Origin of the sequence: Empedobacter sp. UBA7248 (assembly GCF_002472945.1) — a bacterium.
Taxonomy (GTDB): domain Bacteria; phylum Bacteroidota; class Bacteroidia; order Flavobacteriales; family Weeksellaceae; genus Empedobacter; species Empedobacter falsenii_C.
Genome location: NZ_DKSU01000008.1, coordinates 204,570 through 221,814 on the forward strand (window position 1 = coordinate 204,570; position 17,245 = coordinate 221,814).

Annotated in this window: 17 protein-coding genes; 13 read left to right on the forward strand and 4 right to left on the reverse strand. The window is 31.9% G+C overall.

The features are described from left to right. Positions 1 to 6: 6 nt before the first annotated feature. The 13 genes from B4A23_RS08000 (at position 7) to B4A23_RS08060 (ending at position 12,329) form a co-directional block, all read left to right on the forward strand. On the forward strand, positions 7 to 393 hold the full coding sequence (locus B4A23_RS08000; RefSeq protein WP_125348731.1) for a RidA family protein: 387 nt from the start codon (positions 7 to 9) through the stop codon (positions 391 to 393). Between the two features lie 9 nt (positions 394 to 402). Next, on the forward strand, positions 403 to 879 hold the full coding sequence (locus B4A23_RS08005) for a hypothetical protein (RefSeq protein ID WP_180904996.1): 477 nt from the start codon (positions 403 to 405) through the stop codon (positions 877 to 879). A 9-nt stretch (positions 880 to 888) separates the two neighbouring features. Beyond that, positions 889 to 1,962 carry a 4-hydroxythreonine-4-phosphate dehydrogenase PdxA gene (gene pdxA, locus B4A23_RS08010; RefSeq protein ID WP_291118743.1) on the forward strand — a complete coding sequence of 358 codons (1,074 nt, stop codon included), beginning with the start codon at positions 889 to 891 and terminating at the stop codon, positions 1,960 to 1,962. 72 nt (positions 1,963 to 2,034) lie between these two features. After that, entirely contained in the window at positions 2,035 to 2,616 is a 582-nt protein-coding gene (locus B4A23_RS08015; RefSeq protein ID WP_291118745.1) for a YceD family protein, read from the forward strand. A gap of 55 nt (positions 2,617 to 2,671) precedes the next feature. Continuing rightward, positions 2,672 to 2,869 carry a 50S ribosomal protein L32 gene (gene rpmF / locus B4A23_RS08020; RefSeq protein WP_019975824.1) on the forward strand — a complete coding sequence of 66 codons (198 nt, stop codon included), beginning with the start codon at positions 2,672 to 2,674 and terminating at the stop codon, positions 2,867 to 2,869. A gap of 125 nt (positions 2,870 to 2,994) precedes the next feature. Further along, positions 2,995 to 3,474 carry an acetyl-CoA carboxylase biotin carboxyl carrier protein gene (accB, locus tag B4A23_RS08025; RefSeq protein ID WP_180904999.1) on the forward strand — a complete coding sequence of 160 codons (480 nt, stop codon included), beginning with the start codon at positions 2,995 to 2,997 and terminating at the stop codon, positions 3,472 to 3,474. Positions 3,475 to 3,494: 20 nt separating this feature from the next. Continuing rightward, positions 3,495 to 4,859, forward strand: a complete 1,365-nt coding sequence (gene accC, locus B4A23_RS08030; protein ID WP_286484797.1) for an acetyl-CoA carboxylase biotin carboxylase subunit — start codon at positions 3,495 to 3,497, stop codon at positions 4,857 to 4,859. Between the two features lie 279 nt (positions 4,860 to 5,138). Continuing rightward, the gene (locus B4A23_RS08035) at positions 5,139 to 6,458 is read left to right on the forward strand and encodes a trigger factor (protein ID WP_291118751.1); all 1,320 of its coding nucleotides are present in this window, start codon (positions 5,139 to 5,141) and stop codon (positions 6,456 to 6,458) included. Positions 6,459 to 6,508: 50 nt separating this feature from the next. Next, positions 6,509 to 7,174: an ATP-dependent Clp endopeptidase proteolytic subunit ClpP gene (gene clpP, locus B4A23_RS08040; RefSeq protein ID WP_038331995.1), complete on the forward strand. Its 666-nt coding sequence runs from the start codon at positions 6,509 to 6,511 to the stop codon at positions 7,172 to 7,174. Positions 7,175 to 7,411: 237 nt separating this feature from the next. Beyond that, on the forward strand, positions 7,412 to 8,560 hold the full coding sequence (gene clpX, locus B4A23_RS08045) for an ATP-dependent Clp protease ATP-binding subunit ClpX (protein ID WP_280062867.1): 1,149 nt from the start codon (positions 7,412 to 7,414) through the stop codon (positions 8,558 to 8,560). Between the two features lie 93 nt (positions 8,561 to 8,653). Then, on the forward strand, positions 8,654 to 10,717 hold the full coding sequence (locus B4A23_RS08050) for a T9SS type A sorting domain-containing protein (protein WP_291118753.1): 2,064 nt from the start codon (positions 8,654 to 8,656) through the stop codon (positions 10,715 to 10,717). Positions 10,718 to 10,724: 7 nt separating this feature from the next. Further along, on the forward strand, positions 10,725 to 10,973 hold the full coding sequence (locus B4A23_RS08055) for a hypothetical protein (RefSeq protein WP_291118756.1): 249 nt from the start codon (positions 10,725 to 10,727) through the stop codon (positions 10,971 to 10,973). Positions 10,974 to 11,033: 60 nt separating this feature from the next. Next, a complete protein-coding gene (locus B4A23_RS08060) occupies positions 11,034 to 12,329 on the forward strand; it encodes a TlpA family protein disulfide reductase (protein ID WP_291118759.1) in 1,296 nt (431 codons plus the stop codon). Positions 12,330 to 12,386: 57 nt separating this feature from the next. On the opposite strand, the gene rodA is transcribed toward B4A23_RS08060, so the two are convergent. The 4 genes from rodA to mreC are packed head-to-tail and all read right to left on the reverse strand — an operon-like array spanning position 12,387 to position 17,238. Beyond that, positions 12,387 to 13,931 carry a rod shape-determining protein RodA gene (gene rodA, locus B4A23_RS08065; RefSeq protein WP_286477395.1) on the reverse strand — a complete coding sequence of 515 codons (1,545 nt, stop codon included), beginning with the start codon at positions 13,929 to 13,931 and terminating at the stop codon, positions 12,387 to 12,389. Beyond that, entirely contained in the window at positions 13,900 to 15,885 is a 1,986-nt protein-coding gene (locus tag B4A23_RS08070; RefSeq protein WP_291118761.1) for a peptidoglycan D,D-transpeptidase FtsI family protein, read from the reverse strand. The genes rodA and B4A23_RS08070 overlap by 32 nt, the downstream gene beginning before the upstream one ends. Next, positions 15,882 to 16,397, reverse strand: a complete 516-nt coding sequence (mreD, locus tag B4A23_RS08075; protein ID WP_125348710.1) for a rod shape-determining protein MreD — start codon at positions 16,395 to 16,397, stop codon at positions 15,882 to 15,884. Before mreD ends, B4A23_RS08070 begins: the two co-directional genes overlap by 4 nt. After that, positions 16,387 to 17,238, reverse strand: coding sequence for a rod shape-determining protein MreC (gene mreC / locus B4A23_RS08080; protein WP_038331976.1), 852 nt, complete (start codon positions 17,236 to 17,238; stop codon positions 16,387 to 16,389). Before mreC ends, mreD begins: the two co-directional genes overlap by 11 nt. Positions 17,239 to 17,245: the final 7 nt, after the last annotated feature.

Sequence of the window (17,245 nt, forward strand, 5' to 3'; positions counted from 1 at the left end):
ATTAATATGAAAAAACAAATCGTTCATACAGAAAAAGCGCCACAAGCAATTGGACCTTATTCACAAGGTGTAAAATACAACGGATTTATTTACACATCAGGACAAATTCCTTTTAATGTAGAAAAAAATGAGTTGGTTACAACAGGCATTCAAGATGAAGTTCATCAAGTAATGAAAAATGTAATTGCAATTTTAGAAGCGGGCGGAACAACAATTGATCAAGTTGTAAAAACAACAATTTTCGTTAAGGATTTAAATGATTTCAATGCAGTTAACGAAGTTTATGCTTCTTATTTTAATGACGAAAATTATCCTGCACGCGAATGTGTAGAAGTTGCTCGTTTACCACGCGACGTAAATGTTGAAATTTCTGTAATCGCCATTGCAGACTAATAAAATATTATGCTAAAAGACAAAACTGTATTAAGAAACACAATTGCTGTAATAGTAGGATTAGCTGTTATCTATGCTATCATACAATTTGGTCTTATATACAACGCGGATAGATTAGGATGGGACGACAAAGTTTTTCCAGAATGGAGACATATCATCAAATATTTTTCGCACCAAGAAGGGAAAAAATTCGAAGTTCAATTTTTTGGATCAATGCTAGCAATTAGTGGAATTGCAGCTTTAGTTGGAGGTGTCATAACAGCACTTATCGTAAGAAGAGCTAAACAAGCTTACACGATGTTTGTAGGTTTTATTGTGTTAATCGTTGCTTTAGGCGACGTTCTTATCACGCCTTATCACCCAACTTGGTACGAAATTGCGATCTGTCCAGTTTTATTCTTTTCATCATGGATTGGAGGTTTAATTGTAGATTTGATTTACAAGAAGTTTTTCAAAAAATACAAACCGTCCAGCCAATCATATTAAACTAAAATTATGTCTGAAAAAGATAGAAAAATTAGAGTTGCCATTTCGATTGGTGATTATAACGGAATCGGAATTGAGGTTATCTTAAAAACCTTACAAGAAAAAGAAATAACTGAGTTTTTTACACCTGTTATTTTCGGTTCAACCAAATTATTATCGTATCAAAAAGATCGTTTAAAATTTGACCGAATCAATTTTCAAGGTATTCAAGATGCGAATCAAATTGTAGACGGAAAAATCAATGTGGTTAATCTTTGGAAAGATCAAATTGATGTACATTATGGTAAAGTAACCAAAGAAGCTGGTGAACACGCTTATCAATCATTAAAAGCGGCTGCAAAATCTGTTTCAGATGGTTTTACAGATGTTTTGGTAACGGCTCCAATTAATAAAGATAATATTCAGTCCGAAGAATTTCATTTCCCAGGTCATACCGAATATTTAGGAGAAGTTTGGGGAGGAAAACCTTTGATGTTTTTAGTTTCAGAGAAATTGAGAGTTGGTTTAGTCACGCAACATATTCCAATTAGCGAAGTTGCAAAACAAATTAATTCAAAATCTGTTTATGCAAAAATTCAACAAATTCATAAAAGTTTGATTGAAGATTACGCCATCAGCAAGCCAAAAATTGCTGTTCTTGGGCTTAATCCTCATGCAGGTGACAATGGTCTGTTAGGATCAGAAGAAAAAGAAATTATTTCGCCTGTTATCGAGCGTTGCATTAACGAAAATCAATTAGTTTTTGGACCTTATTCGGCAGATAGTTTTTTCAATCCAAATAATTTAGACGCTTTTGATGCTGTTTTGGCCATGTATCACGATCAAGGATTGGTTGCTTTCAAAACAATTAGTTTTGATGAAGGAGTTAATTATACAGCTGGATTAAAATTTGTACGAACTTCGCCAGATCATGGTGTGGCTTACGACATCGCAGGAAAAGGAATTGCAAACGAAGAATCATTTAAGGAAGCTATTTTTTCGGCAATCGAATTATATAAAAATCGAAACGAATACCAAGAGCTAACAAAAAATGTATTGCAACATATTCCTCTAAAATTAGAAAAAGGCGATAATAAAGAATAAAAAATTAAAATAAGTTGCAAAGAGCTATTAATTTTAAATAAATTAGATTATCTTTGCACACCTTTTTGTGGTATGGACAAGTTAAAAAATTATAATATTGTATTTACAAGCTTGCCTTTTGGTAAGAGTGATTTTACATTCGAATTATCACAATCGTTCTTTGATTTATTTGAAATTGAGCAAGATTTTGACAATCCTAATTTAATTGCGACAATTATTTTAGATAAAAAATCGACAATGCTTGAGTTAGAAATCAGCTTAAAAGGGAACATTACAGTTCCTTGTGATTTGACTGGAGAATTGTTTCAGCAAGAAATTTCGAATAATGCAGAATTAATTGTTAAATTTGGCGACGAGTTTGACGATACTGATTTTGAGATATGGGTAATTCCAAGAGAGGAATACCAAATCAATGTTGCACAAGTTTTTTATGAACTAGCAATGCTATCAGTACCAACAAAACGAATTCATCCCGATGTCTTGAATGGCAAAAGCGATTCTGAAATGATTGAATTGTTAGACCAATACAGCATTTACGAATTAGACGAAGATGCAGAAGACGAGCATAACGATGAAGACAACAACAATGATGACGATGACGATAATAACGACATTGATCCTCGTTGGGCAAAATTGAAAGATTTGAAACCTTAATTGGTTTTTATTATTAAAATAAATTATAGAAATAAAGAAAAAAAAGTAGTTAGATATGGCACATCCTAAGAGAAGACAGTCGTCAACAAGAAGAGATAAACGTAGAACACACTACAAAATCGAAGCTCCACAATTAGCAATCGATAAAACAACAGGTGAAGCACACTTATACCACAGAGCTCACTGGTCTGACGGAAAATTATACTACAAAGGAAAAGTAGTATTAGAAAAAGTACAAGAAGTTACTGAATAATATAATCTTCGAAAGATTTTGAAGCTGTTTCTAAAAAGAAACAGCTTTTTTTATTTTTTTTTCAATACCTTTGAAGTCGTTTTATAGAAAACAAACATAAAAGGTCAAATAAAAAACCGCATTATATGGACATTAAAGACATTCAAAATTTAATTAGATTCGTATCAAAAGCAGAAGTTGCTGAAGTGAGCATCAAACAAGATGACATCGAAATCAAAATCAAAACTTTAGCAAGCGTACCTGCACAAGTTGCATCTCAACAAATTTATGTACCACAAGCTCCTGTAGCACAAGTTGCAGCACCTCAAGCAGCAGCTGCACCAGCAAATAACTCTACTACATCAACAGAAGAAGAAAACAGTAATTTAATTACAGTTAAATCTCCTATGATTGGTACTTTCTACCGTTCTGCAGGACCAGGTAAAGAACCTTTTATTAATGTAGGTGATGCTATTGCTCCAGGCAAAGTTTTATGTATTGTTGAAGCAATGAAATTATTCAACGAAATCGAATCAGAAGTTTCTGGAAAAATTGTAAAAATCTTAGTGGACGACGCTAGTCCAGTTGAGTACGATCAACCATTATTCTTAGTTGATCCAGCTTAATCAATTATATCTAAAAAATTATGTTTAAGAAGATATTAATCGCTAATAGAGGAGAAATTGCAATGCGTATTATACGTACTGCAAAAGAAATGGGAATCAAAACGGTTGCTGTTTACTCTAAAGCTGACGAGACATCTTTACATGTACGTTTCGCAGACGAAGCTGTGTGTATTGGTCCTGCTCCAAGTAAAGATTCATACCTTAAAATCTCTAATATCATTGCAGCAGCAGAAATTACTGACGCTGATGCTATTCACCCAGGATACGGATTCTTAGCAGAAAATTCTAATTTCTCTAAAATTTGTGCTTCTAACGGAATCAAGTTTATTGGAGCTTCTGCTGACAATATTGACCGTATGGGAGATAAAGCAAACGCAAAAGCAACAATGAAAGAAGCTGGAGTTCCTGTTGTACCAGGATCTGATGGTTTATTAGAAAGTTATGAAGAAGCTTTAGAAATTGCTCGCGAAATTAAATACCCAGTAATGATAAAAGCTACTGCCGGTGGTGGTGGTAAAGGTATGCGTGCGATTTGGAAAGAAGAAGATTTATTACACGCATGGGATTCTGCTCGTGCCGAAGCTGCAGCAGCTTTTGGTAACGACGCAATGTACATGGAAAAATTGATCGAAGAACCACGTCATATTGAGTTTCAAGTTGCATCTGACCAAAATGGTAAAGCTTGTCACTTATCAGAGCGTGACTGTTCTATTCAACGTCGTAATCAAAAATTAGCAGAGGAAACTCCATCTCCAATCATGACAGACGAATTACGTCAGCGCATGGGAGATGCAGCTATCAAAGCTTGTGAATATATCGGTTACGAAGGTGTTGGAACAATTGAGTTCTTAGTAGATAAACATGGAGACTTTTACTTTATGGAAATGAATACTCGTATCCAAGTAGAGCATCCAATTACTGAGCAAGTAACAGGTTTCGATTTAATTCGTGAACAAATTATGTTAGCGGACGGTGAGCCTGTTTCTGGTCAAAATTATTATCCAAACGGACACTCTATCGAATGTCGTATCAATGCAGAAGATCCTTACAACGACTTCCGCCCTTCTCCAGGTAAAATTACAAATATTAATATTCCTGGTGGTAATGGTGTTCGTGTAGATACACATTGTTATGCTGGATATTCTATTCCACCGAACTACGATTCTATGATTGCAAAAATCATTGTTACTGCACAAACGCGTGAAGAAGCAATTGCAAAAATGAAACGTGCGTTAGGAGAATTTTATATCGAAGGTATCAAAACAACAATTCCTTTCCACTTACAGTTGATGGACAACCCAGATTTTATCGCGGGTAATTATACAACTAAGTTTATGGAAGATTTTGTTTTTGACGAATCTTACGCAAATTACGGAGAATTATAAGAAATTAAATTTTCAAAATATTAAAAATCCAGAACCAATGTTCTGGATTTTTTTATGTCATTGTGTCAGCAAAAATCAAATGGCTTAATTGTTGAAAATATCACCTCATAAAAGTAGTAAATAATCAATTCAATCATTCCATCTAAAATCAAAATCTCAAGTATTTGATAAGATTCGATCCGAATTGTTAATTTATAGTGAATGAATTGATTGTAATATTACTTTTTACTATTAAAAATCATTAATAATTTATACATTTGCACTCCAAATTTAAGGTAGATGAATATTACTAAAAATACAACAGACAAATTAAACGCAGTATTAACTGTAACTGTTGATAAGGCAGATTTTCAAGAAAAAGTAGTTGACGTATTGAACCAATACAGAAAAACAGCTAACATCAAAGGTTTCCGTAAAGGACAAGTTCCAATGAGCTTTGTAAAAAAACAATACGAACAAGCTGTTATTTTTGATACAGTTAACGAAATTTTACAAAAAAGTGTATCTGAATACATCAACACAGAAAAATTATCAATCTTAGGAAATCCAGTTCCAGTAATGAAAGATGTTGATTGGGATGCTGATCAATTATCATTTGATTTCGAATTAGGATTAGCTCCAGAATTTGATGTTGATTTATCTAAAGTAGAAGTTGACAGCTACAAAGTAAAAGTTGCTGACGACGAAATCCAAAAATATGTAGATAATTTCGCTGCTCGTTTTGGATCATTAAAATCTTTAACTGAAGCTGAAGCTGAAGCTGTATTGAAAGTAGAAGCTTCTGTAGAAGGACAAGAAGCTAAACCAACATTTATCCGTTTAGAAGAATTGAAAGATGCTTCTGCATTTATCGGTAAAAAAGCTGGTGATGTTGTAGAAGTAAATTCTAACGATATTTTTGACACTGCTGAAGAAGCTGCACAACAATTGAACACAGAAGTTTCTGAAGAAGGAACTAACGTTACTTATACAATCAAAGAAATTAACAAAGCTGAAAAAGCAGAAGTTAACCAAGAATTATTTGATAAAGTTTATGGAGAAGGAGCTGTAGATTCAGAAGAAGCTTTCCGTAACAAAATCAAAGAAGAGTCAGAAAACATGTACAACAAAGAATCTGACAAACAAATTATCAATGACGTTGTAGCTAAATTATTAGATACAGTTCAATTTGATTTACCAACAGAATTTTTAACAAAATGGTTAATCACTTCTAACGAAAATGTAACTTCTGAAGAGCAAGCGAAAGAAGAATTGGTAAAAATGGACAAAGGTTTACGTTACCAATTAATCGAAGCTAAAATTGCTGAAGTTAACAATGTAGAAGTAAATGCTGAGGAAGTAAAAGAAGCTGCTTTTGCTGCAATCAAAGATCAATTAAAAATGTACGGTCAAACTTCTATTCCAGAAGAAACATTACAACAAATTGCAATGTCTGCTTTACAGAATCAAGAAGAATACAACCGTTTATCATACCAAGTGTTTACAGACAAAATGTTAGACATCTTCAAAAACAATGTAAAATTGAACGAGAAAGAAGTAACATTTGACGAGTTTGTTGACATTATTACAGAAAAAAATAAAGAATTAGCAGAAGCTTAATCACTTCTAAAAAATTCTTTATACCTTTCATTTAAAATCTAAATTTAATAATGAAAAACGTAGGAGAAGAATTTAAAAAATATGCGCTGTTAGACAAAGGAATTAGCTCTTTACATATGGAGAGTTACATCCAAAATACAACGCCTTACATCGTTGAAGAAAGAAAATTGAACGTTGCACAAATGGACGTTTTCTCTCGTTTGATGATGGACAGAATCATCTTTTTAGGAACAGGAATCGATGATCAAATTGCCAATATTATTCAAGCGCAATTATTGTTCTTAGAAAGTGTGGATGCGACAAAAGACATTCAGATTTATGTTAACTCACCAGGTGGTGGTGTTTATGCTGGATTAGGAATTTACGATACAATGCAGTTAGTAAAACCAGACGTTGCAACAATTTGTACAGGAATGGCAGCTTCTATGGGAGCAGTTTTATTATGTGCAGGTGCAGCAGGAAAACGTTCGGCTCTTAAACATTCTCGCGTGATGATTCACCAACCTTTAGGTGGTGCTCAAGGACAAGCTACTGATATGGAAATTACATTGAAGGAAATCTTGAAATTGAAAAAAGAATTATATGATATTCTTGCAACTCATTCTGGTCAAACTTTCGAGCAAATCGAAAAAGATGGTGAACGTGATTACTGGATGACTTCACAAGAAGCAAAAGAATATGGAATGATTGACGAAGTTTTATTGCCTCGTAAATAATTTTAAATTCAATAAAAATACAAAAAAAGGATACTCAAAATTTTGAGTATCCTTTTTTTCGTTTACAAATACTTAAAATTTTGTAAAACAATAAGAATGAAATAAAAAAACAATAATCTAAATAAGGACAAAAACATCCACTTTTTTGATTTAATTTACAATTATAGAAATTAACAAATAATTTATTTTCTATCTAGAAGAAAATAAATACCTTTGCATCTTAATTAGTATAAAAAATTGGAAGAAAATAAGTGCTCTTTTTGCGGAAAAAGCAGAAACGAAGTAAATATTTTAGTGTCTGGAATCGACGGTAATATTTGTGATAATTGCATAGAACAAGCTCATGGTATAGTTTTAGAAGAATCGAAATTTAACGAAAATAACGATTTGATAAAACCATTAACGCTAAAATCTCCGAAAGAAATTAAAGAGTTTTTAGATGATTACGTGATTGGTCAAGACCAGGCAAAAAAAATATTGTCGGTTGCCGTATACAACCATTACAAAAGAATATTGCTAGACAAAGAAAATGATGTAGAGATTGATAAATCGAACGTTATTTTAGTTGGAGAAACAGGAAGTGGAAAAACATTATTAGCAAAAACAATTGCTAAGTTATTGAATGTTCCATTTGCAATCGTTGATGCAACTGTACTTACAGAAGCTGGATATGTAGGAGAAGATGTAGAAAGTATTTTGACGCGTCTTTTACAATCTGCTGATTATAATGTAGAGCTTGCCGAAAAAGGAATCGTATTTATTGATGAAGTAGATAAAATTGCACGTAAAAGTGACAATCCATCTATTACACGTGACGTTTCTGGAGAAGGTGTACAACAAGCTTTGCTTAAAATTTTGGAAGGAACTATTGTTAACGTGCCACCAAAAGGAGGACGTAAGCATCCTGATCAAAAATTTATAGAAGTTAATACAAAAGATATTTTGTTTGTGGCTGGTGGAGCTTTTTCTGGAATAGAAAAACACATTGCAGATCGTTTGAAGAAACACGTAATTGGTTTCAAGAATGAGGATCACAAAGAAATCGAAAATCTTTTGGATGAAGTAAATGCACAAGATTTGAAAAACTTTGGTATCATTCCAGAATTAATTGGACGTTTACCAATTATTACGTATCTTAAAGCATTAGATAAAGAAGCGATGAGAGCTATTTTGACAGAACCAAAGAACTCTCTAATGAAACAATATACAAAACTTTTTGCCCTAGACGGAAAAGAGCTTGTAGTGACGGACGAAACCCTAAATAGAATTGTAGACCGTGCCAATGAACTGGGTTTAGGAGCTCGAGGATTGCGAGCAGTTACGGAAGAAATCTTTACTGATTTGATGTATAACATTAAAGATTTACCAGAAAAAGTTATAATATAATCTATTGTATAGTAACTTATTAATAAATATTTTTATATTTGTAATGAAATTATTTTTTAATTTTAATAAAAACCTACCAAAATAACATAATTTATGAAAAAGAATCTACTTGCTTTATTCGTACTTGGTGCGATATATAGCGCTTCTGCGCAAGATACGTATATCAAAGACGCTGTGATAGTCAAAGTTAATCCTAATACTTTATTCTATAACGGAGGAAATGTAAATGTTAGTACAGATCAAATAACTGCTACAACTGAGAAAATAATTAATCAAGGGAATATCCAAATTCAAGGTGGTTTTACAAACGTAAATGAAACTGGAAAAAACTTTGTAAACAAGTACACTAGCTCAACATCTTATGGTCAATTAATCATTAAAGATGCTAGTAGTGTTACAGGAAAAGTAGCTATTGAAAGATCTGTTCCTGATTTAACAAATGATGAATATATTATCTCGTTACCGTACAAAAATACATCAGCTAAAGATGTTATAAATTCTATGACTGGAGGTGATTTCTTCTCAGGAAATTGTGCTATTAATGTAGATTGTGGCTTAAACAAAAGGTATAATCAATCTCTTTTTGTGTGGGATGTTGAAGAAACAGAATATGATGCTGTTGACAACAATTATACCATTACTCCAGAACGTAGATATTTATTAAATTTAAGAAATGGAACTAATGTAAAGTCTACAATTAATTCTTTAGGAGCTGTTAGTTCGTTAGTATTTGCTGGTATTCCTAATAACAATCAAACAAATTATACTCTAAAAAGTGGATTAAAAGGAAAAACTTCTGATTTTGCAAATCTTGCTTGGAAAGATTGGAAAAATAGAATCAATAATTATGCAGAGTCTTATGATTCATATATTGGAAACCAAACAGGTACTAAATATGACAATGATAAATTATTTGGAAAAAATTTACATCGTTTAGGAAATCCTTTTACATCTAATTTAGATTTATCAAATATTAATTCTGGAGCTTCATGGATTACTTTTAATACAGCTTCAGGATCTGGTAAATCACCTGCAGAAGCATGGCTTGCACTACGATTTAGAGTATTTAAAGTAGCAAATGATTACATAATTAAATGGAATAGTAACTCAGGAAACACTAGTACAGGAAATACAACTGCTCTTAGTGCTTATTTAATGAAGGATAATACAAATAGTAAATATTTTTGGACAGGAAGCCCCGAAGCATTATTGGTAAAGCCTTATGAATCATTTTACGTAGACTATAATGTTATTAGTCCATCAGGAAATGGATCACTTATTATTGATGCTAAGGTTAATTTAAGCGATTCTCAAAAAACTTTTATTAATGGATATACTTTTTCAGGTACTGGTACATATTCTAAATCAGCAAATACAGCTAATGTTGAGTCTGATATTTTATATAATGAAAAATTAAAAGAAAATGGATTAGTGACAGATTTTGATTTTACGCAACTAGAATTGTATTTGAGTAAAGATAACCAATTACAAGGAAATGCTGCTTATTTGTTAAATGCTAACTTTATGGTTACTGGCTCTTCTAATCCTGCTAAAATTACTAATCCTATTTTTTTCTATGAAGAAGACAAAGAAGGAAATGTATTGTTAGATTCTCAAACATTAACTAATCAATTCAATAATGAAGATTATATTGGTAAACCTTTGAGAATAGGTTTTTATAATTTAGAAAATGGAAAAAATTATCGTTTAAATTTAAATCTTTATGAATATTCTATTTTAAATAAAGTAAAAAATTTAACTGTAGGAAAATACTATTTATATGATAATGTCACAAAAAAAGCTATAGATGTTAGTGAAGCTACTGAACTAAGTTTTATTGCTGATGATAAAATTAACGAACGTTTTGAATTTTATTGGAATGAATTACCAAGTAAATTAGGAACAAGTGATTTGAATAGAACCGACGCTACTTTTCTTTATACAAATAATAAAAGTCAGTATGTTAGATTTGAAGATAAAAATACAACAGCAGATATTTCAATTTTTGATTTAACTGGACGTCAAATATTTTATAAAACAAATATTATGACAAATACTGATTATAAACTTAATCTAGCAAATATACCTACTATGTATGTTGTTAAAATTACATATAAAGATGGTAAAGTAGTAACGAAGAAAACCATTAACAAATAACCTAGCTATGAAGAAACATTTAAATAAATTATTCTTAATTATACTTTTTTTTAGTTGTTCTAAGGTAATAAAGGCTGCTGATCCTTGTCCACCAGATATGCCAGATTGTGAATCTAGCGATGGAGGGGGAATTGAAGGAGGGGGAACCGGAGGAAGAAAAGTTCCAATAGACGATTACGCACCTATTTTAATTGTTACAGCTGTAACAATCGCAGGAGTGATTTCCTACAGACAAAGACAAGTTATTAAAAAATAAATTCATACTTTTAAACCTCAATCTATTCGATTGAGGTTTTTTTATTATATCAAACAAACTATGAAAAATAAATTTATACTACCGCTTGTTGTTTTAGGAAGTTCTGCCTTTGGGCAGTTTAATGTTTCTGGGCAAATAGAAAATTATGCAAACAAACCTGTTTTGGTTAAGATTTTTGAGAATGCTGAAATGAAATTAATCAACAATGCGATTACTGATAACAATGGAAATTTCTCTGTTAAAGTTCCAAAAGCGTACAATGGTTTTGTACGTATTGATTTGCCAACAGGAGAAAATCTTTCGTTATTAACTGATAACAAAAATCTAAAATTCAAAACGGTAAGTGGACAAGAAATGTCTTCTAAACTTGAAATTTTAGAGGGAAATACTCAAAAGGAATACAATAAAGTTTTGGCACTTCAACCATTAAATGAAGTTCAAAATCAAGTTTTTCCTTATTTGATGCAAATGTATAAGCCAACTGATGAGTTTTATACAGCAATGGTAAAAGAAGATAAACGTATAAAAGAGTTGAAACGTAACGAAAATTTTTCGCCATTAATCACCTATATTAATGAGTTGAATGATTTGAAACAAAAAGCTCAAACAAATAAAGATGCTGAAACGCTAAATGAAATTGTGAATCATTTTGTAAAAGATGATGTACGATTGGAACAATCTGGAATGTTTAATGATTTAGTTTTTGCATATATTAATGGAAAATTAGCTGCTGCAAACAATCAAAATGTAGAAGGAAATTTAATTGCTGCTACAGACGAAATTTTGGCTAAAACAGATATCAAAACCACACGAGGTCAAAATGTATTGACAACTATCTTAAACTTTGTTCCTGAAAAAGAATATGCAAATTTTCATAAAAAATACGTAGATAAAGTAAAAGGTTTGACTTCTAACGTAACAGATCAATTGAAAAAGAAAGTAGGACAAAGCGCTTCTATGCAAGCAGGAAGTAAAGTTCCGAATATCACTTTTCCTCAACCTGTTAACGGAAAAAAATCGTTGTATGATATCAAAGCAGATCAAAAATTAATTGTTTTCTGGGCTTCTTGGTGTCCTGCTTGTCAACAAGAAATCCCGCATATTAAAGAGTTTTATAAGAACTTTAAATCAAAAGGCGGAGAAATTGTTGCCATTTCTTTAGACTACGATCAAACAGCGTTTAAAAGCGCTACAAAGGATTTACCTTGGTACAATTATACTGATCTTTTGAGATGGGATTCGCCAATCGCAGCTGAGTTTGGAATAGAGTCTACTCCTACTCTAATTTTGGTTGATAAAGACAATAAATTAATTAAGAAAGTTCATCATATTTCTGAGTTAGAAGTATCGAAATAATAACGAAAAAGCTACATTGAAAATCAATGTAGCTTTTTTATTTTATTGAATTATTTTCTAAATAAATCCTTGACTGTTCTTGTAATGAATGATTAGAAAAATTCCGATCAGAATAGTGAATCCCCACAACGAACTTCCTCCATAACTAAAGAATGGTAGCGGAATACCAACTGTTGGGAAAAGCCCAATTACCATTGCAATATTGATAAAGAAGTGGAAAAATAAAATAGAGGCAACAGCATATCCATAAAATCGAGCAAATCTATTTTTTTGGATTTCGGCTAAGAAAAATAATCGTCCTACGAAAACTGCATAAACAATCACCAAGGCTGTACTACCAATGAATCCCCACTCTTCTCCTACTGTTGTAAAAATATAATCGGTTTGTTGTTCTGGCACAAATCTTCCTTTTTTAATAGTTCCTTGATTGTAACCTTTCCCGTATAATTCGCCCGAACCAATCGCTGTTTTTGCATATAATAAATTATATCCCGAAGTATCGCGGTATTTTGCTTCTCCTTCATACAAAACCATCACACGTTCTTTTTGGTGTTTCGGTAACTTCTCAAAAATGATCGGAGAAATAAAACTAACCGTGCTTGCAAATAATAACAACACAATAGACGCAATAATACTAAAATTCAAAACATTTGCAGCTAATCCAGATTGTGTTTTGAAGGGTGAATCATTAATTTCTTTTTGTTCGGTTAATTTTAAAATTAAAACTGGAATGATTGATATAAAGAATCCTATCAATCCAAAGAAAGTTGTATTAAAAAATATCGGTTCTGAGAAAAATAAGGAACGCATTGGGAATAAATGTCCAAAAGATTCTCTTGTTGTTTCTGATAAATCTTCAACCAAATAACAAATTCCAATCAATAATAAAAAGAAAATTGATAAACCGATTAAAACGCCGTGCATTGCATCAACTACATTCTGATTATAATTGAAAGCTAAAATTAATAAAGCTATTGTAAGAATTATAAATCCAAAAACTAATAAAACGTAAAAAGGAATTTGTACAATCGAAATCAAGAAAATGATTAATAATATGATTGGCGCTAAAATTATCCACGGATTAAGTCCTTCTCTGTACAATGCAATACTTAATGAACAAAAAATAATTACTGATCCTAAATCGGGTTGTAAAAGAATTAAGACTACTGGTATAGCTATAATCAACAATATTTTTCCTATAAAACCTAAGTCTTTTAGATTTGCATTTGAATGATTGATAAAATTAGCAATCAACAAAGCTGTACCGATCTTCGCAAATTCTGCAGGTTGCAAACTCAGAGGACCAAAACGATACCACGCTTTTGCACCATTAATTTCTTTTCCAACAATCAAAACTCCCACGAGCAAAACGAGGGAAATGATATAAAAGACAGGACTATAAATTTCGAAGAAATTACGATTGTTTCCACTCGCAATTATCAAAATCAATATCATCACCATTCCAAGTCCAAACCAAATTAGCTGTTTTACACCTAAATCTGGATTGACACTATACACATTCATAATCCCGAAAGTTACTATCAGAAACCCTAGGATCAGTACGGTCCAATCAATTCCTTTTAGTAATCTGCTTTGGCTCATGTTTTAGTTTTGTTGAATCTTTTTTTAATTTTAAACTATCTACTTTATTTCCGATCGAATCCTTTTTTACTGGTTCTACGTATAATCCTTTTCTTTTTAGATAATCTATCCATTGACGACGATATTCGCCTTGTAAATTACCATTTTTCATACGTTGCACTAACGCAGGACGTTTTATTGTATCTGTTACATACAATTCAGCAATCAAACTCGCCATTGGTCCAGCATAAGTTGTACCCCAAGAACCATTCTCTACAATTGCAGCAATCGCAATTTTTGGTTTATCTGCTGGAGCAAACAATACAAATAATGAGTGATCTTGTCCATGAGAATTTTGAGAAGTTCCGGTTTTACCAAATTGTACAAAAGAACTTGTATCAAAACTACGAGCTGTACCCATTGTAAATACATTACGCATTCCGCGTTGAATGATGTCAAAATGTTTTGGATCAACCAATGTATTTTTTTTCACCATATAAGTAGAATCTGTCAATGGTTTTCCATCAATACTATGTACAATATGCGGTGTATAGAAAAATCCTTTGTTCGCAATGATTGCTGTATAATTAGCCATTTGCAGTGGAGTTGTATTAATATCTCCTTGTCCCATACCATTAAAAATAATACGGTAAGGATTCCAAACACCTTCTCCAAAACGATTGTCGTAAAACTCAGCTGTCGGAATAAGACCTTTGCTACCAACAGGTAAATCTGTTCCCATAAATTTTCCTAATCCGAAACTATTCAAAATGGAAGCCCATTCGTTAATTCCTACACTATAATCGTTTGGATCTTTACGAACAATATCTCGGTAAGCCTCTGAGAAAAAGTTATTACACGATTTTCCAATCGCATGTTCTAGACCTTGTGGTGTATAATACATTCCACAGTGACAACCAATATGCATACGTCCATAACGGAAACCATGTTTACAAACATACGTTGTCTTTTCTGTCATCGTTCCCATTTGTAAACCAGCCAAAGCCGTTACCATTTTGAATGTAGAACCAGGAGGATAAGTTCCTTGTAAGGCTCTATCATAAGTTGGACGAGCAATAGAATCGTTGATTAATGCACTTCTCAACTTTGTATTCAAATAATCATTTGGATTAATTGTAGGTGCAGATGCTAAAGCCAAAATTTCACCATTATTAGGATCAAGTGCGACAATTGCCCCACGTTTATTTTGAAGCATTTGTTCTGCCAATTCTTGCAAACGATAATCTATGGTTAAATGAACTGTTTTCCCACTTTTTACAGGTCGATCATAGTCACCGTTTTTATATGGACCAACAACATTCATTGTTCGATCTACAATCCAGTTTTTTACACCTTTTACTCCACGTAAATCTTTTTCATACGATTTTTCAACTCCGGCAATTCCTACTAAATCTCCAGGTTGATAATAGGTAGAATCTGTTTTGATATAAGATTGATTGGCCTCATTTATATAGCCTAGTATATTTCCTGCAGAATTTACCATGTACTTACGTTCAGGACGTTTGATGATACTAAACGCTGGATACAAATACAATTGCTCTTGCATACGAGCAAAATTCTCGCGCGAAATATTCTTTAAAAAAGGATATGGAGATAATTTTTTGTAATCTTTTGCAGTTACAATTTTATCTAAAATAGAATCAAATTGTTGTGTAGAAATTCCAATCATTTTAGAGAATTTAGGCTTATCAAAACCATTCATATATTCTCCATAACTGTCAATTAATTTTCCAGGAATAACATCTAATTCGTACGAATAGGTATTACTCACCAACAATTTTCCGTTTCGATCAAGAATATCACCACGATTGGGATAAATAATCTCTTGTTTGATCGACGTATTAAATGCATTTAACGTATAACGATCTGTAAATAATTGCAAATACGCCAAACGTCCTATAAATAGAAACACTATAAACAGGATGAGTGCATAAACAACCATCAACTTTTTCATACTCCAACTTTATTTTTAAATAAAATTTTATAAATAAAGACAAACACAAAAGTTATTCCCGAATTGATTAATGCTTTTAGCATCAAAGGTCCAATTCCTGATGGTTTAAAATTCTCAAGAAGTAATAAAATAATATGATGTGCAAGAATTAGAATAATCAAATAAAATAACCATTGCGCAAAACTAAACGAATTGAAAGAGAAAAATTCCATTTCGTAATCTTGTTTTCCTGCCAAAAGTTTGATAATTGGATTTCTAAGAAATGCGATAAGTGTTAATGCGAAAGCATGAATTCCACCTGTATATTCGAAAATATCAATCATTAATCCTAACATAAATGATAAGATTAATAAGGCATATTTATTTTGATAAGGCGGATAAAATAATACAAATACAATATAGATATATGGTTGATAGCTTCCTAAAAAGTTGATGTGATTGAACACAAAAACTTGTAGCAAAGCTAAAACGATAATCTTGATAATATTGATTAAAAAATCTTTATTGAACATTCTTTGGACTTGTTATTGTATCTGATTTTTCTACTTGTTGAATTTCAACTTTATTAAGGTTTGTAACCACATAAGCTTGTGCTAAATTGGCAAAATCTTGTTTCAATCTTACTTGAACTTTCATTTCTCCCGTTTCATCAATTCCTTTGCTTACAACTTTACCTATAATAATTCCTTCTGGGAAAACTGGCGATTTACCATCCGTTTCGATGATATCACCTTTTTTCACTTCGATGTATTTCGGAATTTCATATAACTGAACAAAACGAGGATCTTTTCCATCCCATTTCACTGTCCCGAAATATTGATTACCTTTGATACGTGCATTGATATTGATATCCTTGTTTAACAACGAAATTGCACGAGAATAATTTTTCCCTGCAAAAGTTACAATACCAATCACACCATTATTTGTAATGATTCCGTCACCTTTTTCTATTCCGTCATTTGTTCCTTTATCAATCGTCAAAAGATTTTGCGTTTTGATAATCGAGTTGTTTACAATCTCAGCAGGTACAAAAGAATACGTTTGATGATAACCTAAGGTATCCGATTTGTAAAACTTTTTAGTTTTCGCATCTTTAATCCCTAAATGCACCAATTGCTCACGCAAAAAGGCATTTTCGTCCATCAAATCTTTATTGGTACTCGGTAAATTAATAAAGTTTGTCACCTTTGCAATTTTATCATCCACATAACCTGTAAACGAAGTGCTTGCAGAGGCAAGAATAGTTTCGTGATAAATATTTTTCTTAAAGACAAGAAACAACGCAATTAACTCTAAAAAGACAAAAATTAATAGCATTCCATTTCTTCTAATGGCATTCAGAATATATTGCATTGCTCTT

What these genes read in the sequence shown, in the direction of transcription:
- B4A23_RS08050 (WP_291118753.1), top strand. Translation starts at nt 8,654, where the DNA reads ATGAAAAAGAATCTACTTGCTTTATTCGTACTTGGTGCGATATATAGC.
- mreC (WP_038331976.1), bottom strand. Translation starts at nt 17,238, where the DNA reads ATGCAATATATTCTGAATGCCATTAGAAGAAATGGAATGCTATTAATT.
- B4A23_RS08055 (WP_291118756.1), top strand. Translation starts at nt 10,725, where the DNA reads ATGAAGAAACATTTAAATAAATTATTCTTAATTATACTTTTTTTTAGT.
- B4A23_RS08015 (WP_291118745.1), top strand. Translation starts at nt 2,035, where the DNA reads ATGGACAAGTTAAAAAATTATAATATTGTATTTACAAGCTTGCCTTTT.
- rodA (WP_286477395.1), bottom strand. Translation starts at nt 13,931, where the DNA reads ATGAGCCAAAGCAGATTACTAAAAGGAATTGATTGGACCGTACTGATC.
- accC (WP_286484797.1), top strand. Translation starts at nt 3,495, where the DNA reads ATGTTTAAGAAGATATTAATCGCTAATAGAGGAGAAATTGCAATGCGT.
- accB (WP_180904999.1), top strand. Translation starts at nt 2,995, where the DNA reads ATGGACATTAAAGACATTCAAAATTTAATTAGATTCGTATCAAAAGCA.
- B4A23_RS08000 (WP_125348731.1), top strand. Translation starts at nt 7, where the DNA reads ATGAAAAAACAAATCGTTCATACAGAAAAAGCGCCACAAGCAATTGGA.
- mreD (WP_125348710.1), bottom strand. Translation starts at nt 16,397, where the DNA reads ATGTTCAATAAAGATTTTTTAATCAATATTATCAAGATTATCGTTTTA.
- clpP (WP_038331995.1), top strand. Translation starts at nt 6,509, where the DNA reads ATGAAAAACGTAGGAGAAGAATTTAAAAAATATGCGCTGTTAGACAAA.
- B4A23_RS08060 (WP_291118759.1), top strand. Translation starts at nt 11,034, where the DNA reads ATGAAAAATAAATTTATACTACCGCTTGTTGTTTTAGGAAGTTCTGCC.
- B4A23_RS08035 (WP_291118751.1), top strand. Translation starts at nt 5,139, where the DNA reads ATGAATATTACTAAAAATACAACAGACAAATTAAACGCAGTATTAACT.
- B4A23_RS08070 (WP_291118761.1), bottom strand. Translation starts at nt 15,885, where the DNA reads ATGAAAAAGTTGATGGTTGTTTATGCACTCATCCTGTTTATAGTGTTT.
- pdxA (WP_291118743.1), top strand. Translation starts at nt 889, where the DNA reads ATGTCTGAAAAAGATAGAAAAATTAGAGTTGCCATTTCGATTGGTGAT.
- B4A23_RS08005 (WP_180904996.1), top strand. Translation starts at nt 403, where the DNA reads ATGCTAAAAGACAAAACTGTATTAAGAAACACAATTGCTGTAATAGTA.
- rpmF (WP_019975824.1), top strand. Translation starts at nt 2,672, where the DNA reads ATGGCACATCCTAAGAGAAGACAGTCGTCAACAAGAAGAGATAAACGT.